Genomic DNA, 21127 nt, shown 5'->3' with positions numbered 1-21127 from the left:
TTTCATAACACTATGACATAAAAAAACCCGCTCAAGAGCGGGTTGTTCTAGCGCAAGACGGGGCGAAATAATTACTGGGCAGCCGCCTGCAGACGAGACTGCAACTGCGCGGCAGGAAGCCAGCCATCGGCGCGGCTGCCATCCGCGAAATAAATCGCCGGGGTGCCTTGAACACGCAATTTCTGTCCCACGGCCAATAATTGATCCAAGGGATGCTCACACGAGGCCTTCTCGGGGCGCACTCCCCCTCCCATCCAATCACTCAAGGTCTTGGCGGGATTTTGAGCGCACCAGATATCTTCCGCTTTACGGCGACTATCCGGTCCAAGAATAGGAAACATCAGGCTATAGACCGTAACGTTATCGATCTCCTGCAACGTCGTATGCAGACGTTTGCAGTAACCACAATTGGGATCTTCAAAAACGACCATTTGACGACTGCCGTCACCCTTCACCAGCTTGATTGCCTTATCCAGGGGCAACTCATCCAGAGAAACACGATTGAGTTCCTGCATGCGCTGCTCGGTCAGGTCAACCCGGCTTTTGCTATCGAGCAAAGAGCCCTGCATCACAAAACTGGCTTGGGGATCGGTATAAAGCAAGGTCCCCCCTACCTCTACCTCCAGCAAATTGGGAAAGGGAGTGGCCCGGATGCCATCGACCGTCACACCCGGAAAAGCCGCCTCAAAGGCTTGGCGTGTCGTTTCAAAACGGGCGTCTATTTTGGCAGGGCCGGCAGCCTGGACCAGGCTGCCAAGCGACAAGAGCGCCAGAGCCAAGACAGAACGAAGGGGCAACTTCATGACGTACATCCTTTGCTAATCGACAAAACTCGGGCGGTCTTAAAACAGGAGGGCACCGGGGCTGACTCCGGCAGCATGCGCAATCAGGCGGCGTTTTACCCACGGCAAATGATCCACGACCTGCATGCCTACATTGCGCAGCATGGAGACCGGCGCCCCTGGCGCAGCAAATAAGCGATACAGGCCATCGGTCGCGGCTCGCATGGCAGCAATGGGTTCGGCGCGGGCCCGCTTGTAACGATTGAGCACGCGCATATCTCCGACCGAGTAATAGGAGCCACGTTCGGACAAGACCTTGATAAGGGTTTCGATATCGCCCAGCCCCAGATTCAGGCCTTGACCGGCCAAGGGGTGTACGCGATGCGCGGCGTCACCGACCAGCGCCACACCGGGCGCCACCATGCCGCTGCGTTCAAAAGTCAGGGGGAAGCCGTAGACAGGACTGCGCAGTTCGAGCGCTCCCAGACGGCCGTTGGATAAGGAGAACAGGCTGTTTTGTACATACTGGGCCTGCTCTTGCGGCGGCAGGGCCAGTACCTTGTCCGCCTGCGCTTGCGGTACAGACCAGACCATGGACACTTGCGGTTTGCCATCCACATCGGGCATAGGCAGCAGCGCCAGAATCGAATCACCTGTAAACCACTGCAAGGCGACGTGCTGATGCGAGCGCTCTACATTGAAATGGGCCACCAGACCTGCGTCCCCGTATTCACGCCCCTGATGCTCAATGCCGGCGGCAGCACGCAGGCCCGAGCGGGCACCATCAGCCCCCACAAACAACTCGGCGCTGATGCGCTTTTGTCCGGCGGTCACCATGGTAGTGCCTTCCAGGCGCTCAAAGCGATCTTCAATCCAGGGCACTCCAAACACTTGCAATGCCTGATACAGCGCCTGCTCCATCTGGCCCGACTCCACAATCCAGGCTAGACAGTCCTGAGCATCCTGCCAGGCGTGCAGATTCAGGCAACCGCCGCCGTCCCCATGCACTTCCATGGCCTGGACTGGCGAGATGCGCTGGGCTGACATCAGATTCCAGGCCCCCAGCTGCGCCAGAAAACGCTGGCTGGCTACGGAGACAGCATAGACGCGGGGGTGGTACTGTCCGGCCGCCAATGGCATGGGCTTATAGGCCGGAGACAAAATACTGACCTCAAATCCGGCCTTGCGCAGCCCCAGAGCACAGGCCATCCCGGCCAGGCCGCCACCACACACAACAATTCGTTCTTTCTTCATCGCGCGCTTGGTGCTCCTGCCTGACGTGGCCACAACAGCCACATTTGCCCCTGCTGCTTCATGCGTCCGGCCTGCGCACCCGCCTCATCGCCGGTGCCCCAGTACAGATCCGTTCGAGCAGGGCCTTTGATGGCAGCCCCCGTATCCTGGGCAAAGACCAGCCGTTGCAAGGGCTGGCTGCTGGCAGGTTGCGAGGTCGCCAGATACACCGGCGTGCCCAAAGGCACATAGGTCGGATCAATGGCCACGGAACGCAAGCCGATCAGGGGGATGCCATAAGCGCCCTTGGGGCCCAGATCCGGGTCCACAATGGCTTCTTCCCTAAAAAAGACCATGGCGGTATTGACGTTCATCATTTCCTGGACACGATGCGGGTTGCGCTTGGCCCAGGCCTTGATATTTTGCATGGAAGTTTGTGCCAAAGGCATCTCGCCCTGCTTGGCCAGCCATTGGCCTACCGAGGCATATGGACGGCCATTATGGTCTGCGTAGGCCAGACGAACCGCACTCCCATCGGGCAAGATAGCGCGGCCTGAGCCCTGAATCTGCAGAAAGAAGCCTTCTACCGGGTCTTGTGCATAGACAATCACAGGCGGCTGCCGCTCCGGCTGGGCCATGATCTGCTCACGCGTGTCGTAGGGCACGATGCGCTTGCCAACCTGCTTGCCACGAATACGCTTGCCTGCCAGCTCGGGATACAAGCTCCCCAGATCAATCGTCAGCAAATCATCGGGCGCGGCAAAAAGCGGCCATTGGTAGCCGGAGCTACGGGAGCGCGCGGCTTTGAGCAAGGGTTCGTAGTAGCCTGTGACCGTGTTTTGTGCCACCTGGCCCTCGCCGGTCAGCAGGCGCCAGGGTTGCAGGTGCTGTTGCAGAAAATTGCGCACCGCGGCCGTATCCCGGGTATTGGCATCCAGTCCAGCGGACGCCGCCGCCTGACATACCGGCTGCCAGGCTCGCGGGTTGGCGCGAGCAGGCATGGCCAGCGAACCACTGACAGGACGCATCAGGCCCTTGCAGTTATTGATAAACCCTTTCCAGACATGATCCAGCGAGTCTGCCTGCCAGCCCGGCAGGCTCGACCAGTTCACGGCCTGATAGCGCCCGGCCAGCGCACGCGCCGGGGTCTCGGGCAAGGCAGACAGGGACGGCACGCGCAACGGCTGCAGTGCAATATCCGGCCCGCTTTCGGCAGTACCCGGAGCCGTTGGCGAAGCACCCCGGTCCACAGGCGTAGTGGAACAGGCGCCCAAGGCCAGCAGAACGGCTGGCACGCAATACTTTATCTTCATGGCTGGGGGTGACCCTTAGTGCAAGGTACGGGGAGAAGAAAGGATGAACTCCTGAATGGCGACCTCAAAGGGCACACCATTTTCACCAACACATTGGTAGCTACCGCGCATGGTGCCAAACGGCGTGTTCAGGGGGCAGCCGCTGGTGTACTCAAAGGTTTCGCCTGGAGCCAGAACCGGCTGTTGGCCTACGACGCCCAGACCGCGCACTTCCTGAACCTGCTGGTTGTCATCCGTGATGATCCAGTGACGACTGATAATCTGGGCCGTCTGTTGTCCATGGTTGGTAATCCGGACGGTATAGGCAAACACGTATTGATTGCTATCGGGCTCGGATTGCTCAGGCAGGTACTGGGGCGTGATCTGCACCTCAATATCGTCAGGCTTCATGATGGATTCCAGGTTACGGCTGTACATACACGGGGCGCTGCACGGCCCCCCGGCTTGAAACTATAATGATGACATATGGCCACGATTTTCGTGATGTCTAATCTTTACGGCACCTATTATGTCCCAAGCCAGCTCCACTCGTATCGCTCCCAGTATTTTATCGGCCGACTTTGCCCGTTTGGGAGAGGAAGTCCGCAATGTGATTGCCGCCGGTGCCGACTGGGTTCACTGCGACATCATGGACAACCACTTTGTCCCGAACCTGACATTCGGCCCCATGGTCTGTGCCGCGCTGCGCCCCCACACCACCGCTCCCATTGACGTACACCTGATGGTCGAGCCCGTCGACGCGCTGATTCCCCAGTTTGCCAAAGCGGGCGCCGATTACATCAGCTTTCACCCCGAGGCCTCCCGCCATGTCGATCGCACGCTGGCGCTGATCCGTGACCACGGTTGCAAGGCCGGCCTGGTGTTCAACCCGGCCACCCCCTTGAACTGGATGGATCACCTGATGGACAAGCTGGACCTGGTTCTGCTGATGTCCGTGAACCCTGGCTTTGGCGGACAGGCCTTCATCCCTAGTGCCATGGACAAGCTGCGTCAGGCTCGTGCCCGCATTGATGCCTGGACCGCGCAAGGAGGCCAGCCCATCCTGCTGCAAATTGACGGAGGCGTGAAGGTGGACAATATCGGCGCCATCCGTGCCGCCGGTGCCGACACCTTTGTCGCCGGATCTGCGATTTTCGGGCAGCCCGATTACGCCCAGGTCATCCGCGACATGCGTGCGCAAATCGCCTTGGCCGAACAGGCCTGATCACCCGGCCTGCTCAGGGACGGGCCGAGCACGCGTTTATTGCAACATCGCATTGCGGCTGTAGCCGCCCTGCCGTACCAGGCTGTCGGGGCGGCGACGCTCCACAAACAAGGCATTGCCCTGCACGCGCTTGGCCTGCGCTTTGGCGGAGCTGGCCAGCTCCGCAATCAAGGAGCCCGAGTACAACTCGGGCTCATCAACCGTCACTACCCCCAAAGACAGGCTCACCAGTGGATGAAATACCAGCACGCCCTGCCGGTTCTCCGCCATATAACCGCCTGCCTGCCGATGCTCCAGGCGATAGAGAGACTCCAGCTCTTTTTCCAGCTCGTCCAAAATGCCCTGGCAACGCTCGGCCCAGTCCGGACTGGTGAACACCAGAATAAAATCGTCTCCGCCCACATGGCCGACAAAGTCCATGCGCGCTACGGTATAGCGGGTAAACAGTTCCGCCATCGAGCGAAGCAGCTCATCGCCTTTGCGATAACCGTATAGATCGTTATAAGGTTTGAAATGATCCAGATCGGCATAACAGACCGCAAAGTTTTGCCGGTTGCGCAATAAACCATCGATATGTTCGTCGATCGGCACGTTGCCCGGCAATTGCGTCAGGGGATTGGCATACCGGGCGGTCATGATCTGAATCTGCGTAATCTCGCGCATCAGCTCCACGCTGGAGCCCAGGCCCAAATACTCGCCCGCACCCGTAATAATGAAGCCATCACTGAGCGCATCACCCGCCCCTTGTGTCATCAAGGTCCCCAACTCCAGCACGCTGGTGTCGCAATCGACAATCAACGGCGGTGTATCAATGAACAGGGAGCAAGGCTTGTTGCCATACAGCTCCCGGTGATAGGGCCGGGCAAGCTGGTCGTAGAGCTGGCTACGACGCAAAATGCCCGTCGGCCTGTCCCCTCGAAGCAAAGCCACCGCACTTAAATCGGGGTGGCTTTGGAACAGTTCATACACGCGGTTGGTCGGTGTATTGTCCGGCACGGCTGGCGCCGGACGCAGCAAGCGTCGAACACTCATGGAATTGCGGCCATGCACATGCCGCTGAACCTGTAGGCTGGACGGGCCAAACAAAGCAGCCTGGGCAGGCTCCAACTGAGGAGGTGGATTGGGCTGGGGGCGACACAGCAAATACCCCTGACCACAGGTCACGCCCAAATAGCGCAAGGTGCGCAGCTCCGCCCCCGTCTCAATGCCCTCGGCGATCACCGTGGATTGCGCGTGGCTGGCGATATCGCAAATGGAACGGACCAATTGCTGCTTGAGCACATCGGTATCAATATCGCGTACAAAATACTTATCGATCTTGACGTATTCGGGTCGCAACTCGGACCACAAACGCAGCGAGGCATAGCCTTCGCCCAGATCATCAATGGCAAACTGCAGCCCTTCCTGCCGATACAGCTCCAGGGCCTGGTTCAGATAATCGTAACTGTCGGTACGCTCGGACTCGGTCAGCTCCACCACCACCCGGCTCCAGTCAATACCATGCAGTTGCGGCATGCCGGTACGCGGCTCCAGACGGGCCGAAGGCAACATGCGCATCACCACATCCGGGCTGGAGTTCAAAAACAGTTTGCCCGCCAGACCCTGCCGATTAAAACTGCTGACCAGGGTATGGCAGCACAGCTCCTCCAGATCCCATAAACGCCCGCACTGCCGGGCCGCATCAAACAGGGCCAGCGGCGAATAAAAACTGGTGTCTTTCGGCCCCCGAATCAAGCCTTCGTAGCCCAGAATCAAGCCCGACTGTAAATCCACAATGGGTTGAAAAACCGGCGTAACTTGTTTTTCTACGAGAATCTGATGAAATGTATCGAGCATCATCTTTCCGCTCCTAGGACCTGACTGAACGGACTATCGAAAGCCAATCTTGTACCAAAATACGGTTTGCTCACTAAATTGATAAGCCCGCGCGCAGTAAGGAGCTTTAACATGATGAATCAAACGAAATGAAAACCCGATGTTCCGAAAACTTTTCTGCTCGACCTTAACAGGAATTTGACAATATTTTGTCACAAGTTCGCTACAAAAAGATGAATATTTTCTCTGTACTGTTTGATCTGGATGGCACGCTGCTCGATACCATTCCGGACCTGGCCTCCGCGTGTAATGCCATGCGTATTGACTTCGGTCTGCCTGTGCTCCCGGAGGAACGCATCGCCACCTTCGTGGGCAAAGGCTCGGAAAATCTGGTGCAGCGCGCCTTAACGGACCTGCCCGAACCGCTGGCCGACCCCTCTCAGGCACTGGAATCATTTTATTACCATTACCAATTGTGCAATGGCCAACACAGCCGCCTGTATTCCGGGGTACTAGAGGGATTGGAAGACTTCAAAAATCAGGGCTTGCGTCTGGCCGTCGTCACCAACAAACCGGAACAGTTTGCCCGCCCCTTGCTGGAACAGACTGGGCTGGCCTCGTATTTCGAACTGCTTGTGGGCGGCGATACCTGCCCACGCAAAAAGCCCGATCCCCTGCCCTTTCTGCATGCGTGCGAACAGATGAATCTCAGCCCCCAGCAGGCTTTGGTCATCGGCGATTCCATGAACGATGCCCAGGCGGCACGTGCGGCGCACATCCCGGTTTTGCTGGTTCCTTACGGCTATAACGAAGGCAAGGATGTGCAAAGCCTGGATTCCGATGGTATAGTTGCCTCTATTGCTGATGCGGCCATCTGGCTGCGCAACCAACGAAACACCATATTTACGTCATAAAATTCATGTCTACTCGCACTCACGCATCCACCATCTACGGCGCTTATTGGCGCTGGTGGCGTTCGTGTATCGGGTAGATATAACCTTGAAGTCTGGCGCGCCTGCAAAGTAGTACACAGCGTAGCGCCACCAGGAAATAAGCCCGGTAATCGCAACGACCGGGCTTTTTTTGTTTCTGTCCGGCTCGTCGTACCCACTGACCCTCGAGATCCCAATGACAGAAATAGAATTCAATGCCCTAGCAGCAGAAGGCTTTAACCGCATCCCCCTGATTGCGGAAACCTACGCCGACCTGGATACACCCCTGTCGATTTATTTGAAACTGGCGCACAACGGCCCCGAAGGTGGACGTTATAGCTGCCTGATGGAATCGGTTGTGGGCGGCGAGCAATTCGGTCGCTACTCCTTTATTGGTTTGCCTGCCCGTACCGTCATCCGCAGCTACGGGCGTCACACCCAAGTGCTGCACGATGGCAAGCCGGTGGAGACTGCCGAAGGCGATCCACTGGAATTCATCGAACAATTCCAGGCCCGCTTCAAAGTCGCTCTGCGTCCTGGCATGCCTCGTTTCGCAGGTGGCCTGGCCGGTTACTTCGGTTACGACACCGTTCGCCACATCGAACCGTCTTTAGGCGCCAACCGCAAGCCCTTCCCCGCCGATCAGGAAGAGGGCGTGCCCGACATCATGCTACTGCAGGTGGACGAACTGGTGATTGTGGACAACCTGGCCGGACGCACCTATTTGCTGGTCTACGCCGACCCCGCCCAACCCGAGGCCTACGTGCTGGCCAAGCGCCGCCTGAAAGAGCTGCGTGAAAAACTGCGCTCGCCTGTGGTGATTCCCTACGCCTACGCCAGCATGCAGACCGAATGCGAGCGCGATTTCGATAAAGAGGATTACCTGAAAGCCGTCGCCCGCGCCAAGGACTACATTGCCGCTGGCGACCTGATGCAAGTGCAGATTGGCCAGGTCATCACCAAGCCTTTCCGTGACTCCCCCTTGTCCCTGTACCGTGCCCTGCGTTCGCTCAACCCATCTCCCTACATGTACTTCTGGAACTTTGACGACTTCCAGGTGGTAGGTGCATCGCCAGAAATTCTGGTGCGGCAAGAAGAGCACCGTCAGGATGGGCGCAATATAGAACGCGTCACCATTCGTCCCTTGGCCGGTACCCGCAAACGCGGCGCCACCCCTGAGGCCGATGCAGCACTGGCCGCCGAGCTCAAGGCCGACCCCAAAGAACGCGCCGAACACCTGATGCTGATCGATCTGGCCCGCAATGACATTGGCCGCATCGCCAAAACCGGCACAGTCCAGGTCACTGACACCATGGCCATCGAGCGGTATTCACACGTACAGCATCTGGTCTCCAACGTTTGCGGGGAACTGCAAGACGGCATGAGTCAGATGGACGTCTTGCGTGCTTCCTTTCCGGCGGGCACCCTGACGGGCGCTCCCAAGGTACGCGCCATGGAAGTCATTGATGAACTGGAACCCGTACGCCGTGGTGTTTACGGTGGCGCTGCAGGCTACCTGAGCTACTCGGGCGAAATGGATCTGGCTATTGCCATTCGCACCGGTGTCATCAAGGACGGCATGCTGTATGTGCAGGCCGCGGCCGGCGTTGTGGCCGACTCCGATCCAGAAAAAGAATGGCAAGAGACCGAAGCCAAGGCACGGGCGGTTATCCGCGCTGCCGAACAAGTGCAATTCGGTCTGGACGAGCCTATTTAATCGCCCCACTGCCACTTTCTTTTTGCCGGAGTATTCCCATGCTGTTCATGCTCGATAACTATGACTCGTTTACCTATAACCTGGTCCAGTACTTTGGAGAACTGGGGCAGGAGGTAGTGGTGCGACGCAACGACCAGGTCACGCTGGAAGAGATTGAAACCCTGAATCCCAGCCATCTGTGCGTCTCGCCAGGCCCCAAATCCCCTGCGGATGCAGGCCTGTCTGTCGCCCTGATCCAGCACTTTGCCGGCAAACTGCCTATTTTGGGCGTTTGTCTTGGGCATCAGGCCATCGGGCATGCTTTTGGTGCGCGCATTATCCGTGCGCAACAGATCATGCATGGGAAAGTCTCCCCCATCACCCACCAGGGCACGGATGTGTTCCGCAACTTGCCCTCGCCCTTTAATGTCACCCGCTATCACTCCCTGGCCATCGAGCGCGACAGCCTGCCCGACTGCCTGGAAGTGACCGCCCAAACCGAAGATGGCGAGATTATGGGCGTACGCCACCGCGACCTGCCCGTCTATGGCGTGCAGTTTCACCCCGAATCGGTGCTCAGCGAGCATGGCCACGCCTTACTGAAGAACTTTCTGGACCGCTAATATCATGAACACCATCACTCCTACCGAAGCACTGGTGCGCTGTATCGAACACCGGGAAATCTTCCACGATGAAATGCTGCATCTGATGCGCATGCTGATGCGTGGCGAAATGTCACCGCAGATCGCAGCCGCCTTGTTGATGGGCCTGCGTGTCAAAAAAGAGAGCGTGGGTGAGATTTCCGCCGCTGCCCAGGTCATGCGCGAATTTGCGACCCCTGTGATTACCCCTAACCCCGACGAATTGCTGGATATGTGCGGTACAGGCGGGGACGGCTCCAATACCTTCAATATTTCCACCGCTGCCATGTTTGTAGCCGCCTCCGTCGGAGTCAAAGTGGCCAAACACGGCAACCGCAGCGCATCGTCCTCCTCAGGCAGCGCAGACGTGCTGGAAGCCTTGGGCGTGCGCCTGACCTTTTCACCCGAGCAAGTGGCGCAAAGTATTGCCGATACCAATATCGGCTTCATGTTCGCCCCCGCTCACCACGGCGCCATGAAAAATGTCGCTGCCGTGCGTAAGGAGCTGGGGGTACGTACCATTTTCAATATTCTGGGTCCTCTGACCAACCCGGCCGGTGCCACCAACCAGTTGATGGGCGTGTTCCACCCCGACCTGGTAGGCATTCAGGTTCGCGTGATGCAACGCCTGGGGGCCAAACACGTGCTGATCGTGCACGGCAAGGACGGCATGGATGAAGCCTCCCTGGGAGCGGCCACCCTGGTGGGTGAGCTCAAGGACGGGCAAGTGCGCGAGTATGAGATTCACCCCGAAGACTTCGGAATGGCGATGACCTCCAACCGCAGCATTCGCGTCTCCAGCAAAGAAGAATCCGCCGTAATGATTATGGAAGCCCTCAATAACCAAGAGGGCACCGCTCGTGATATTGTTGGCCTCAATGCTGGTCTGGCCATCTATGCTGCCAACCACGCCGACTCCATTGAACAAGGCCTGCGCATGGCTTTTGAGGCCATTGCCAGCGGTGCCGCCCGCGAAAAACTCGAACAATTCCGCGCTTATACAAGGAAGTTAAACCCATGAACGACATTCTGGCCAAGATCCTCGACACCAAAAGAGCTGAAGTCGTTACCGCCCGCCAGTTGCGCAGCGAGTCCGACCTGCTGCGCGAGGCGAAGAACCGGAACGACCTGCGCGGCTTTGCCAGCGCCATTGAAGACAAGATTGCCCAAGGCAAGCCAGCCATTATTGCGGAAGTCAAAAAAGCCTCCCCGTCCAAGGGTGTGATCCGTGCCGATTTCAACCCCACCGAAATCGCCGCCAGCTATGCCGCCCATGGTGCGGCCTGCCTGTCCGTCCTGACGGATATCCAGTATTTCCAAGGCTCTTACGATCACCTGCGCCAGGCGCGTGCCGTGTGTGCGCTACCCGTACTGCGTAAAGATTTCATTATTGACCCCTACCAGATCATTCACGCCCGAGCCATGGGCGCAGACTGCATCTTGCTGATCGTCGCAGCCCTGGAGCAAGATCAGTTGATGGAATTTGAAGCCATGGCGCACGAGCTGGGTATGGATGTTCTGGTTGAAGTACATGACCGCGCCGAACTGGATATTGCTCTGCAAATGAAAACCAGCCTGCTGGGTATCAACAACCGCAACCTGCGCACCTTCGAGACCGACCTCCAGAACACGCTGGACCTGCTGCCCTTCATCCCCAGCGAAAAGCGCGTTGTCACCGAAAGCGGCATCCACACCCTTGAGGATGTCGCCCTGATGCGCGATAACCAGGTCCAGGCTTTCCTGGTGGGTGAGGCGTTCATGCGTGAACCTGATCCAGGCGTAGCCTTGCAGAACCTGTTCTTTGGTCAGCCTGCATGAGCACCCCCGCTTGCCCCCTTTGCGCCTTGACGCCCGATCAACTGCTCTGGTCGGGCGCAGGGCTGCAGGTACTGGCCGTCACAGACAGCCCCTTTCCCGGTTATACACGGGTGATCTGGCAAGAGCATGTGGCTGAAATGACAGACCTGTCTGAAGCACAGCGGCAGCACCTCATGGCGGCGGTCTATGTGGTGGAGCAAATCCAGCGTGAACAGCTGGGAGTCGCCAAAATCAATCTGGCTCAATTCGGGAATCAGGTTCCGCATCTGCATTGGCACCTCATTCCTCGCTGGAAGGACGATCCGTTCTTTCCGGATTCTGCCTGGTCACCCGCCCCCCCTCGCACGGAAGAACAGAAACAAGGCTGGGCTTCCCATGAGGCACGCCTGCTTGAGCAAGTCAGCGAGTATCAGCAGGCACTGCGTACTGCGCTGCAAGCCCGGTTCGACCACTAAACACGCTACTGCGCGACTCCACCGGCAGGAGCCAAGCCGCTCTTGCGCTACCTGCACGCAAACAGTGTGCTTGCGTAGCAGAGCATAGCCCCTCTTTACGCCTGGCAACACGACCCTCTCGCCTTCAACAATCCCCACCTAAGAAGGATAAGGGTAAGGTGTGCCCAAAGACTTCGTTCCGCCACCCCTTGACCTTGTCGCTCCGAGCACAAAATTAACCTAGATCAAGCCTGGACAACAATCACCTAGCCCCACCAAAAACCACCATATATAGTGTCGTGAATCGTAAAAATCACTATATATAGGTTTTGGTGAACAATATGGCTACCCAGGAAACCGCGTCGCGTCCCGTTGCTCAGCTGGACATCATCCGCTCCATTACCGAGTATCTGGACCGCCAGGACTGGCGCGTACAAGCCAATGCCAACCAGGGCTATTCGCTGGGCGGGTTGATTCTGAACAGCTCCGGCAAAATGATTGCCAACTACTGGCTCAGTCATGTCTACCCCGAAGCGATCGGCCAGGCACACCGTCAGGCCGACCTGCATATCCACGATCTGGACATGCTTTCTGGCTACTGCGCCGGCTGGTCCTTGCGCACCTTCCTGAATGAAGGACTCAATGGCGTGCCCGGCAAAATCGAATCCGGCCCTCCCCGTCATCTCAGTAGTGCTGTCGGCCAGGTCGTCAATTTTCTAGGCACCTTGCAGAATGAATGGGCCGGCGCCCAGGCTTTCAGCTCCTTTGATACCTATATGGCCCCCTTCATCCGCAAGGACGGCTTGAACTACAAGCATGTGCGCCAATGCATGCAAGAGCTGATCTACAACCTGAATGTGCCCTCGCGCTGGGGCACACAAACGCCCTTTACCAATCTGACCTTTGATTGGGTGTGTCCCGACGACCTACGCGAACAGGTGCCACAAATCGGCGGTGAAGAAATGCCGTTTTGCTACGGAGACCTGCAAGCCGAAATGGACATGATCAACCAGGCGTACATCGAAGTCATGAGCGAGGGCGACGCCCGTGGACGGGCTTTCACCTTCCCCATCCCCACTTACAACATCACCCGGGACTTTGACTGGTACAGCCCGAATGCCGAACGCCTGTTTGCCATGACGGCCAAGTACGGTCTGCCCTACTTCCAGAACTTCATTAACTCCGAGCTGGAGCCGAACATGATCCGCTCCATGTGCTGCCGCCTGCAGCTGGATCTGCGCGAGCTGCTCAAGCGCGGCAATGGCTTATTCGGTTCTGCCGAGCAAACCGGCTCACTGGGCGTCGTGACCTTGAACTGCGCCCGCCTGGGTTATCTGTATCAAGGCGATGAAGCCGGCCTGTTTGCTCGTCTGGATGAACTGCTGGAAATGGGCCGCGACAGCCTGGAAATCAAGCGCACCGTTATTCAGCACCACATGGACCAAGGACTGTTCCCCTACACGCGCCGTTATCTGGGCACCTTGCGCAATCACTTCTCCACGCTGGGAGTCAATGGCGTTAACGAGATGATCCGCAACTTCACCCAGGATCAGGAGAGCCTGTGTACCGTCTGGGGGCACCAGTTCGCGGTGCGTCTGCTCGACCATATTCGACAGCGCATGGTGGAGTTTCAAGAACATACCGGACATCTGTACAACCTGGAGGCCACCCCTGCGGAAGGCACCACCTATCGCTTTGCCAAAGAAGACCGCGCCCGCTGGCCCGATATTTTGCAGGCCGGTACCACGCACATGCCCTACTACACCAACTCCTCACAATTACCCGTCGGCTTTACCGAAGATCCCTTCGAAGCCCTGGAGCGCCAGGATGAGCTGCAAGGCAAATACACGGGGGGAACAGTGTTGCACCTGTACATGAGCGAGGCTCTGTCCAGCACCGATGCCTGCCGCAATCTGGTGCAGCGAGCCCTGAGCCGCTTTTCCCTGCCCTACATCACCGTCACGCCCACCTTCTCCATCTGCCCCAAACACGGCTATCTGTCGGGGAAACACGAATTCTGCCCGCACTGCGACAAGGAACTACTGGTCAACAAAATCGCACAGACTCGCAACGAAGCGTCCGTTCCGACGTGCCCGAACCCGCAAACCCCTCCAACCGGACAGGGGCAGAAACCGAAGCCGCAACAGACACAAAGGCAGGAGCAGGACAAAGAACCAGCAACGCGAAAAGTAAATGTGTCTGCCCAACCAGAAGCATCCGCCTACTAAAGCAGCTCTCGGACACCCGACCGCCACCCCTGAACGAACGCTACTTGTCCTGCCTATTCCCACTAAATCCGGACAACCCACTTAGCTTGACCGCGACTTGCTAACCCGCCTCGTGGCACACCGTGGCCGAACACATCCGACCTTGTGACGGCCCTTTTATCCAAGGAGTTTTCTTATGAGCACCGAAACCATCACTCTCCAAGATTCCGAGCGCCAGCCCTGCGAAATATGGACACGGGTCATGGGCTACCACCGTCCCATGTCGTCTTTCAATATTGGCAAGCAAGGTGAATTTCATGAGCGACGCTACTTCACAGAAACCAGCACTGCGTTGAGCAGCGCCGTCCCTTCCAGCCAGGCTAGCCGCTAATAATATGACGTACGCCACACGCCCCCCTTACCCAAAGGCCAACACTCACAACGTGACATTGAAAGTGGGCGGCTGCGCTCCTTTCTCAGCCACGGATTACCCGGGCAAGCTCGCTGCTGTCATCTTTGTGCAAGGCTGTCCCTGGCGCTGTGGCTACTGCCATAACCCCCATTTACAAGAGCGTACGACTGACAGTGCCATTGATTGGGACGATCTGATGGTTTTTCTCAATCGCCGGGTGGGCCTGCTGGATGCGGTGGTCTTTAGCGGCGGCGAACCCACCCTGGACCCCGCCCTGGGCTCGGCAATCCAGGCGGTGCGCAGACTCGGCTTCAAAATTGGCCTGCACACGGCTGGAACCCATCCAGCCCGACTGCAGGCCATACTCCCGTGGCTCGACTGGATAGGGCTGGACATCAAAGCCGAGTTCAGCCAATACGATGCCATTACCCAACGTAGCAAGAGTGCGGCTGCACCTTTGCGCAGCTTGCAGCTGCTACTGAACGGAGAGGCACTGTTTGAATGCCGCAGCACCCTTCACCCGCAGTTGCATAGCCCGGCCTCGATACAAGCCTTGGGGCAACATTTACATAAGCTGGGCGTCCAGCGCTATGCCGTGCAGATCTTCCGCACACAAGGCTGTGAGGATAATTTTCTGAATGAAACTGGGCAGGCTTTGGAGGCCTACCCAGGCGCAGAAGTGTTAGAGACGCTCCAAAAGCTGTTTCCGCATTTTGAAGTGCGGCGCTCTTAGCTGCCTTCGGACGAAGCGGGCGTTCGGATAGGACGACGCAGCACATCCTGTAAAGCCGCTTTGCCCTGCTTGAGTACGGCACGGGGATGCAGAATATCAGGTTCCAAAGCATCCAGAGTGTTCTTCACCATCAGACCCAGCTCCGTATCGCCCTCAATCGACAAACGCCGATTAAAAAACAAGGTATCCGGGTCTTCCTGCCGCTGTAAAAGTTGATAAAACGCCCAAAGATCTGCTTTCAAGGTCAAATCCGGACTTTGTGCGCGTACGGACAGGGGGTAAAAAGCTCCTTGGCGCCAGGTGTAGTCAAACGCCAAACCCGCATCCGCCACCTGTATGCGTAACGCCCGCCCTTCCAATCGTTCCGCCACATCAGTCGGCACGTGAGGGCGCATCAACACGTTCAAGCCGGTACAAAACAAACGAGAGCCGGGCCACGGGGGCAAACGACTTACAACACCAGCCACAACAGCGGGCAAACGAGGTGTCCTTATTTCATTCACTCTTGCATCCCTCCCTTAAAAACGCTCTGGTACCGGCGCCACCCATTCCAAGCCGGGACGACCGTGCCAGAATCCGTTGCAGGCTTTGGCAGGCAGCAAGGGCAACATATCCTCGTGCGCATCTGATGCCTGGATACGGCCCTGCACCACATCATGAAACAAATGCACGACGGCATCCATATGTTGAGACTGCGGGCTCAAGCGCAGCATATCGACACCCAAGGCGCGCAGGTCCTGTATCTGTTCCAGCAAGGTGTACACCCAGGCGGATTGGGTCTGGATACCATTGATGTTCAAAAAACCCTGCCCCTCCCGTGTTTCCAGCAACAAACCATCGGGATAGTCCATGCACACGTACTGGCAATTGTCCTTGGGCAAGTTGCGATTACGCGCGGCAAAACAACGGGCCGAGAAAGCCAAGGGCAGGCGCCCGAAAGCAAAGACCTCGGTTTCCAAACCGGCAGGCCTGTCCTGCTGCAACTGCGCCAGTCCTGCACGGCCCATTTCCAGAGGCATCACCCAGCGCACCGCCCCTTGGGAGGCGATCAAATCCAGCACGGGCCCGTTATAAACATTCAAAAAAGGGCCGGCGACAAAGTCCCGACCCTGCATCAAACGCACCGCCCCCATATCATTGGCTTCAACCAGGTACTCCGCCTGCTCGGTAAGCTTGCGTAGCGTATTGACGTCCCGCCCGGACTCCAGCAAGACCTGACTGGACAGAACCGGCATCTTGCCAGCCTGAGCCAGCATCTGCGCAATATCCAGCCAATCATCCAGCCGTAACTCGTGACGGCGTGAACATACCGTCTCGCCCAGATACACCACATCCACAGGCCAGTCGCAGGCCGACTCATAAAACTGCATGGTGGCGATGCGGGACCAGTAGTACTGCAAGGGGCCTAAAGATAATTTCATGTTTGAGCCTCCCGTGCTCTACTTCCAGGGCCGAGAATAGGCACCCAGCGTATGTTGCTGCCCTTCGGCCAATTTGTTCAAAGCCCCCATCCAAGCGGGGTGGACTGAATAACGGGCAGGCGTGGATTTGGCCGAATCAATCGCTTGACGCCACACCTGGGTAACTTGAGCGACATAAGCGGGACTACGTTGCCGGCCTTCAATCTTGATGGCGCTGACACCCGCCGCCAACAACTGTGGCAACAAGGACAAGGTATTCAGACTGGTGGGTTCTTCCAGGGCGTAATAGTTTTCGCCCGCCACATCAAAGCGCCCTTTGCACAAAGTGGGGTAAGCCGCGTTCTCACCCTCCTGATAACGATCAATCAGCACTCCGTTCAGACGCGACTCCAGGCCTCGATCTGTTTGTTCCCAGCGCACATGCCCGGCGGGGGAACAGACCCCATGCGTATTGGGCGATTCTCCGGTGGCATAGGAGGACAAGGCACAGCGCCCCTCCACCATCACGCACAAACTGCCAAAGCCAAAAACCTCAACCTGAACGGGGACCTGCTCACAGACCTGTTCCACTTGTGCCATGGACAAAACCCGCGGCAGGACCACACGCTGAATACCGAAGTTCTGGTGGTAATACCTGATGGCCTCCGGATTGGTGGCTGAACCCTGCACCGACAAGTGCAAACGCAGATTGGGATGTGTCTGGCTGGCATACGCCATCAAACCGGGGTCTGCCATGATGACCGCATCGACCTGAGCCTCGGCTGCCCGGTCCACCGCATCGCGCCACTGCTGCCAGGCATTGGGTTGCGGATAGGTATTGAGTGCCAGCAAGACTTTGCGGCCACGCTGATGCGCATAATCAATGCCTTCTGCAATCGCCTGCGCATCAAAATTGAGCCCGGCAAAATTCCGTGCATTGGTGGCATCTCGGAACCCCAGATAAACACTGTCGGCCCCATTGTCGATCGCCGCTTTCAAGGCGGGCAGGCTGCCTGCGGGGCAAACCAATTCCATCTGCGGCTGATCAGACGCGGCTAAAGCCGTGAACGCTGTATTCATGACACTCCCCGATCTTCACTCTGGCCAGGGCAGAATCCTGGCTCGACAAGACCACCACTATGCCTGCTCCGAAACGGGGGGGCCTTAACGCATATCAAATTCTTCCCACCTCCTGACCGACGGCAAACAAGTCTCACCTTGTCTGCACCATAAGCGGGCAGAATGGTCCACAATGCCTCCCAAGCCTTTTGTGCTGGAGTCTTGATGACGCATACAGAGATCACGCTGGATACACGCGGCCTGCCCGCCCCTGAACCTTTGGAGCATTGCCTGGAGGTGCTGGCCGAGCTGGCCCCCACCCAGACTTTACTCATGTGGCTGGATAGAGAACCTTTCCCCCTGTATGACATTCTGCGTCGTGCCGGTTTTCACTACCAGGGCACCCAAACAGAAAACGGCTTTCAGCTCATCATCCGCAGGAACTAAGTCTATGCAACGCGCTTTATCGCTGGATCAGTCCCCCTCTTTATCACTGACCTTGCCCCTGTTTGCGAACGTCCCTTTTTTTGGTCTACTGGCCGCCATGCTGGCACTCTACAGCGGACCGGAACTATTCAACTCCCGCTGGCACCCGGCCATCTTGGCCTTAACCCATGCCTGGACCTTGGGAATCGTGGGCAGCGCCATGTTTGCCTCTTTGGTACATATTTTGGCAGTGGCCTGTAATGTGCGTATTCCGGTGGCACGCGGTCGGGCGCTAATTTTCTGGAGCATGCTCGGCGCCGGCACACTACTTCTGATGACAGGCTTTCTGAGCTGGCAACGCTGGGCGTACACACTGGCAGGCATTTGTCTGGCCTTTGCTCTGGGCGGCTATCTGCTCACTGTCATGCTGGCCTTGTGGCGCTCTCGGCGTGACATCTTTCGCGGTGCCAAAGAGGTCGTCGCCCCTATCCGCCTGGCCATGCTGGGTCTGTTGCTGACTGTCTCAACAGGGCTTGCCATGCTGGTCGCCCTGACAAACGAACAAGCGGTCGCCAATCTGCTGAACCTGCACGTGATGATGGGTTTGGCCGCTTGGGCAGGCTTGCTGCTGATCGCCATGTCGTTCCAGCTGCTGCCTATTTTTCAAATCACCGAACTTTACCCGGCGCCTCTGGTGCGTTGGCTTCCTTGGGTCGTAGGAGCATTGCTGATTGCCCAATGGGGCTTGAGCTCTTTGCCTGGCTCCTGGCTGCCCGTGCGTGATCTGGTCACCTATCTGATCTTTCTAAGCTACGGCTTATGGGCAGTGATTACCTGGGCGCGACTCTGGAAACGCAAGCGCCCCACAGCAGGGGCCAGCACGTTATTCTGGTACAGCTCCTTGAGCAGTCTGGTGGTTGCGATCCTTTTGAACTTCTGGGCCCACAGTCCCGCCGCCTCCAACGCGGAGCTAGCCATGGGAGTCTTGCTGATAATGGGAGCCTTAGGTTCCGTCGTTTGTGGAATGCTCTATACCATCGTGCCTTTTTTGCTCTGGCGCGAGGCACAGGAGCATGTCAGCATGGACACTGATAATACCGAGCACACACGCGCCCTCTTGCAGTTGATTCCCAAGACGGCTCACTACATCCCCGCGTCCACCGCCCGAGCACATTGGGCCTTGCACAGCCTAAGCCTGGTGCTTTGGACAGGGGCAAGCCTGGGAGTCGCATCTTTCGCATGGGTAGCAGCCCCTGCATTGCTGTTGTCTTTTACAGCCTTGAGCTGGAATCTCTGGACCGCCTGGCAGCGCTATCGTCATAGCCTGCGCGCTATTCGCGCGTATCAGGCAGAGCACCGTATTGCCGCAAGGCCGCACTATCCAGAATCGTAAAGTTACGTCGCTGAACTCGTATCAGATCCCGGTCCATCAGATCACGCAATGTGCGCGATAAGTGCTCCGGGGTCAGGTTCAGACGGGAAGCAATCACGGACTTGCCCACGTCAATTCTGAACGGCACGCCCTCCTCACCTGGCCATTCCTGCAAGAGATAGCCGACCAAGCGCTGCACCCCGTTGTGCAAGGTGTAGGCTTCCAGTTCACCCATCAAACGATATAAGCGCTCACTTAAACCGGCCAGCATCAAACGCGCCACATCACTTCCCTTGTCCAGTTGTTCCATCAAGGCGTCCTTGTTGATGTGCAAGAGCAAAGAGTCCACGAGTGTCTGGGCTGTCACGATGTAATTACGGCCCATGAACATTAAAGCCTCACCAAACCCCTCCCCTGGGCCGACCAGACGCACCACCCGTTCTGCCCCTGATGAAGAAACAAACACCAGCTTCACTCGGCCATATACCAACATATGAAACCCGACGCACGGGTCACCACTACGAAACAAAGTGGTGCCGCGTAACGCGTGTACTTCCTGAGTACCTTTGGCGATCGGTTCAAGCTGCTCTAGCGGCAGCTCCTTGAAAATAGGCAGATGAGCCAAGTGAGCCTGGATACGCTTCCAACGCCCAGCTCCTTCGCCCTGCATCAGTCGGATGTCCGACAAATCATCATTGCCTGTGTGTGAGGCCGTATCTTGAGCCGCCATATCTTTTCCATGAATCAAGTAGAACCATCGCTAGACTGACATACTCCTTTCCCGCCTGCTCAGCATTGCTCGGCGCCTGATTGATACACGTCAAACAGATAAATCGAGGTCTTGGAGAGAAAGTAAGAAAACAGTCAGAACTGCTAGTTCAGCATGACTTAGGAGCAGATCCAAGCAGGAAGCGGTCAAATTTGACCATGTTAGTGATAGGGAATATCAAGGGGTGGCGTTGATAGGAAGTGGCCTCGTTTCCAAGTCGACTTCGATTCTGAATGGGTGTGATACGCCTTCGCAGGCTGAATAGCTGCAATACCAAATAGGAAAATGGGAATTTCAGGGGCGCCAGGGGAGGAGAAATGCAGGTAGAAGAAACAGCGGACCGAACACCCATCTGATCTCGGCCGTCGGATGCCGTCGCTAAAAAATTGAGCGGGGCTGGAGTACACATAACCGGTGAACCACCCGCTAGATAAAGCGGAAGGTTGTAACCCGACTTGGGACTTGGCACCATCTGGTGGCAACCAGCGGCCAAGCCGCGTCGCTAAAGCCTGGCTGAGCCGAGATAAATAAAAAAGCAACTTCACGCTGCGCAACAGCAGCAAACCCTAGAAGCACTAAGCGTAGCGCGATCACCCGGCAGATAGACAACGGATTGATGCGAGAGGCTGAGGTTCAGCAAGCCGCTAAGGCTGAACCCGCCCCTCGTAGAGCTGCCATCGTGCAGGTAGCACCCGCAGAGGACTAAACATCAACCCTCAAGCCCAGGAAGCATACGCAATGACTGACCCCATCGGCTTGGGCCAAGAGGCGTAGTCTGCAACAAGAAGGAATAAACGGTGCCCAGAACGGGCTTGGGAAGGGGTGGGGTACGCCTGAAGTCGTAACCCAGGGGCCAGACGATCAGCATCGTTCCGGTGTAT

Annotated in this window: 21 protein-coding genes; 12 read left to right on the top strand and 9 right to left on the bottom strand. The window is 57.3% G+C overall.

All coding sequences use genetic code 11. From position 1 onward, the window contains the following. Positions 1-71 precede the first annotated feature (71 nt). From VF694_RS14765 to apaG, 4 genes are read right to left on the bottom strand one after another with little or no spacing between them, the layout of a single operon-like run. Positions 72-803: a DsbC family protein gene (locus tag VF694_RS14765; protein WP_059318458.1), complete on the bottom strand. Its 732-nt coding sequence runs from the start codon at positions 801-803 to the stop codon at positions 72-74. A 39-nt stretch (positions 804-842) separates the two neighbouring features. Continuing rightward, positions 843-2036: an FAD-dependent monooxygenase gene (locus tag VF694_RS14760; protein ID WP_440164794.1), complete on the bottom strand. Its 1194-nt coding sequence runs from the start codon at positions 2034-2036 to the stop codon at positions 843-845. Beyond that, complete coding sequence (mltA, locus tag VF694_RS14755) at positions 2033-3328, bottom strand: murein transglycosylase A (protein ID WP_039943827.1); 1296 nt, start codon at positions 3326-3328, stop codon at positions 2033-2035. Before mltA ends, VF694_RS14760 begins: the two co-directional genes overlap by 4 nt. A gap of 15 nt (positions 3329-3343) precedes the next feature. Then, positions 3344-3718 (bottom strand): Co2+/Mg2+ efflux protein ApaG, encoded by a 375-nt coding sequence (gene apaG, locus VF694_RS14750; protein WP_039943828.1) that lies wholly within the window; start codon positions 3716-3718, stop codon positions 3344-3346. A 118-nt stretch (positions 3719-3836) separates the two neighbouring features. Here apaG and rpe point away from each other — a divergent pair, with 118 nt between their 5' ends. Continuing rightward, on the top strand, positions 3837-4532 hold the full coding sequence (gene rpe / locus VF694_RS14745; RefSeq protein ID WP_003804487.1) for a ribulose-phosphate 3-epimerase: 696 nt from the start codon (positions 3837-3839) through the stop codon (positions 4530-4532). Between the two features lie 36 nt (positions 4533-4568). Here the strand turns inward: rpe and VF694_RS14740 are convergent, their stop codons facing one another. Further along, on the bottom strand, positions 4569-6371 hold the full coding sequence (locus tag VF694_RS14740) for a GGDEF domain-containing protein (protein WP_003804489.1): 1803 nt from the start codon (positions 6369-6371) through the stop codon (positions 4569-4571). A 209-nt stretch (positions 6372-6580) separates the two neighbouring features. On the opposite strand from VF694_RS14740, the gene VF694_RS14735 reads away from it, so the two are divergent. The 9 genes from VF694_RS14735 to VF694_RS14695 all read left to right on the top strand — a co-directional run bounded on the left by VF694_RS14735 (position 6581) and on the right by VF694_RS14695 (position 15220). Next, positions 6581-7261, top strand: a complete 681-nt coding sequence (locus tag VF694_RS14735; protein ID WP_207307393.1) for a phosphoglycolate phosphatase — start codon at positions 6581-6583, stop codon at positions 7259-7261. A 214-nt stretch (positions 7262-7475) separates the two neighbouring features. Next, positions 7476-8996, top strand: coding sequence for an anthranilate synthase component I (trpE, locus tag VF694_RS14730; protein ID WP_003804493.1), 1521 nt, complete (start codon positions 7476-7478; stop codon positions 8994-8996). 38 nt (positions 8997-9034) lie between these two features. Next, on the top strand, positions 9035-9598 hold the full coding sequence (locus tag VF694_RS14725; RefSeq protein ID WP_003804495.1) for an anthranilate synthase component II: 564 nt from the start codon (positions 9035-9037) through the stop codon (positions 9596-9598). Positions 9599-9602: 4 nt separating this feature from the next. Next, the gene (gene trpD / locus VF694_RS14720; RefSeq protein ID WP_003804497.1) at positions 9603-10637 is read left to right on the top strand and encodes an anthranilate phosphoribosyltransferase; all 1035 of its coding nucleotides are present in this window, start codon (positions 9603-9605) and stop codon (positions 10635-10637) included. Then, a complete protein-coding gene (gene trpC / locus VF694_RS14715) occupies positions 10634-11434 on the top strand; it encodes an indole-3-glycerol phosphate synthase TrpC (protein ID WP_426345448.1) in 801 nt (266 codons plus the stop codon). Before trpD ends, trpC begins: the two co-directional genes overlap by 4 nt. Further along, on the top strand, positions 11431-11889 hold the full coding sequence (locus VF694_RS14710) for an HIT family protein (protein WP_059318456.1): 459 nt from the start codon (positions 11431-11433) through the stop codon (positions 11887-11889). Before trpC ends, VF694_RS14710 begins: the two co-directional genes overlap by 4 nt. Before the next feature lie 320 nt (positions 11890-12209). Beyond that, entirely contained in the window at positions 12210-14096 is a 1887-nt protein-coding gene (locus tag VF694_RS14705) for a ribonucleoside triphosphate reductase (protein WP_440164789.1), read from the top strand. Between the two features lie 175 nt (positions 14097-14271). After that, positions 14272-14466, top strand: a complete 195-nt coding sequence (nrdD, locus tag VF694_RS14700) for an anaerobic ribonucleoside-triphosphate reductase (RefSeq protein WP_440164787.1) — start codon at positions 14272-14274, stop codon at positions 14464-14466. A gap of 4 nt (positions 14467-14470) precedes the next feature. Continuing rightward, positions 14471-15220, top strand: coding sequence for an anaerobic ribonucleoside-triphosphate reductase activating protein (locus VF694_RS14695; RefSeq protein WP_440164784.1), 750 nt, complete (start codon positions 14471-14473; stop codon positions 15218-15220). Here VF694_RS14695 and ubiT read toward each other — a convergent pair. Genes ubiT through ubiU form a run of 3 tightly spaced genes read right to left on the bottom strand, consistent with a single transcriptional unit; the run spans position 15217 to position 17655 of the window. After that, positions 15217-15699: a ubiquinone anaerobic biosynthesis accessory factor UbiT gene (gene ubiT / locus VF694_RS14690; protein WP_003804509.1), complete on the bottom strand. Its 483-nt coding sequence runs from the start codon at positions 15697-15699 to the stop codon at positions 15217-15219. The two genes, VF694_RS14695 and ubiT, sit on opposite strands and share 4 nt — an antisense overlap. A 39-nt stretch (positions 15700-15738) precedes the next feature. Then, positions 15739-16641 (bottom strand): ubiquinone anaerobic biosynthesis protein UbiV, encoded by a 903-nt coding sequence (ubiV, locus tag VF694_RS14685; protein WP_003804510.1) that lies wholly within the window; start codon positions 16639-16641, stop codon positions 15739-15741. Between the two features lie 18 nt (positions 16642-16659). Next, positions 16660-17655, bottom strand: coding sequence for a ubiquinone anaerobic biosynthesis protein UbiU (gene ubiU, locus VF694_RS14680; RefSeq protein WP_429643565.1), 996 nt, complete (start codon positions 17653-17655; stop codon positions 16660-16662). Between the two features lie 249 nt (positions 17656-17904). Between ubiU and VF694_RS14675 the strand changes: the two genes are divergently transcribed. Beyond that, positions 17905-18126, top strand: coding sequence for a DUF2249 domain-containing protein (locus VF694_RS14675; RefSeq protein ID WP_059318453.1), 222 nt, complete (start codon positions 17905-17907; stop codon positions 18124-18126). Between the two features lie 4 nt (positions 18127-18130). Further along, positions 18131-19498 (top strand): hypothetical protein, encoded by a 1368-nt coding sequence (locus tag VF694_RS14670; protein WP_336579939.1) that lies wholly within the window; start codon positions 18131-18133, stop codon positions 19496-19498. Here the strand turns inward: VF694_RS14670 and VF694_RS14665 are convergent. Beyond that, positions 19437-20147, bottom strand: a complete 711-nt coding sequence (locus VF694_RS14665) for a Crp/Fnr family transcriptional regulator (RefSeq protein WP_039943950.1) — start codon at positions 20145-20147, stop codon at positions 19437-19439. The two genes, VF694_RS14670 and VF694_RS14665, sit on opposite strands and share 62 nt — an antisense overlap. Between the last annotated feature and the right edge of the window lie 980 nt (positions 20148-21127).

It is taken from the genome of Alcaligenes sp. Lyrl_28 (genome assembly GCF_051948705.1).
In the GTDB taxonomy this organism is placed as follows: domain Bacteria; phylum Pseudomonadota; class Gammaproteobacteria; order Burkholderiales; family Burkholderiaceae_B; genus Alcaligenes; species Alcaligenes ammonioxydans.
Note: the sequence above shows the minus strand (reverse complement) of the source record. Positions and strands in the feature narration are given on the sequence as shown.

Coding starts and splice junctions, on each gene's coding strand:
- trpC (WP_426345448.1), top strand. CDS start 10,634: ATGAACGACATTCTGGCCAAGATCCTCGACACCAAAAGAGCTGAAGTC.
- VF694_RS14705 (WP_440164789.1), top strand. CDS start 12,210: ATGGCTACCCAGGAAACCGCGTCGCGTCCCGTTGCTCAGCTGGACATC.
- VF694_RS14675 (WP_059318453.1), top strand. CDS start 17,905: ATGACGCATACAGAGATCACGCTGGATACACGCGGCCTGCCCGCCCCT.
- VF694_RS14670 (WP_336579939.1), top strand. CDS start 18,131: ATGCAACGCGCTTTATCGCTGGATCAGTCCCCCTCTTTATCACTGACC.
- VF694_RS14665 (WP_039943950.1), bottom strand. CDS start 20,147: ATGCAGGGCGAAGGAGCTGGGCGTTGGAAGCGTATCCAGGCTCACTTG.
- ubiU (WP_429643565.1), bottom strand. CDS start 17,655: ATGGAATTGGTTTGCCCCGCAGGCAGCCTGCCCGCCTTGAAAGCGGCG.
- VF694_RS14710 (WP_059318456.1), top strand. CDS start 11,431: ATGAGCACCCCCGCTTGCCCCCTTTGCGCCTTGACGCCCGATCAACTG.
- ubiV (WP_003804510.1), bottom strand. CDS start 16,641: ATGAAATTATCTTTAGGCCCCTTGCAGTACTACTGGTCCCGCATCGCC.
- VF694_RS14695 (WP_440164784.1), top strand. CDS start 14,471: ATGACGTACGCCACACGCCCCCCTTACCCAAAGGCCAACACTCACAAC.
- trpE (WP_003804493.1), top strand. CDS start 7,476: ATGACAGAAATAGAATTCAATGCCCTAGCAGCAGAAGGCTTTAACCGC.
- trpD (WP_003804497.1), top strand. CDS start 9,603: ATGAACACCATCACTCCTACCGAAGCACTGGTGCGCTGTATCGAACAC.
- mltA (WP_039943827.1), bottom strand. CDS start 3,328: ATGAAGATAAAGTATTGCGTGCCAGCCGTTCTGCTGGCCTTGGGCGCC.
- VF694_RS14765 (WP_059318458.1), bottom strand. CDS start 803: ATGAAGTTGCCCCTTCGTTCTGTCTTGGCTCTGGCGCTCTTGTCGCTT.
- VF694_RS14740 (WP_003804489.1), bottom strand. CDS start 6,371: ATGATGCTCGATACATTTCATCAGATTCTCGTAGAAAAACAAGTTACG.
- apaG (WP_039943828.1), bottom strand. CDS start 3,718: ATGAAGCCTGACGATATTGAGGTGCAGATCACGCCCCAGTACCTGCCT.
- rpe (WP_003804487.1), top strand. CDS start 3,837: ATGTCCCAAGCCAGCTCCACTCGTATCGCTCCCAGTATTTTATCGGCC.
- VF694_RS14725 (WP_003804495.1), top strand. CDS start 9,035: ATGCTGTTCATGCTCGATAACTATGACTCGTTTACCTATAACCTGGTC.
- nrdD (WP_440164787.1), top strand. CDS start 14,272: ATGAGCACCGAAACCATCACTCTCCAAGATTCCGAGCGCCAGCCCTGC.
- VF694_RS14735 (WP_207307393.1), top strand. CDS start 6,581: ATGAATATTTTCTCTGTACTGTTTGATCTGGATGGCACGCTGCTCGAT.
- VF694_RS14760 (WP_440164794.1), bottom strand. CDS start 2,036: ATGAAGAAAGAACGAATTGTTGTGTGTGGTGGCGGCCTGGCCGGGATG.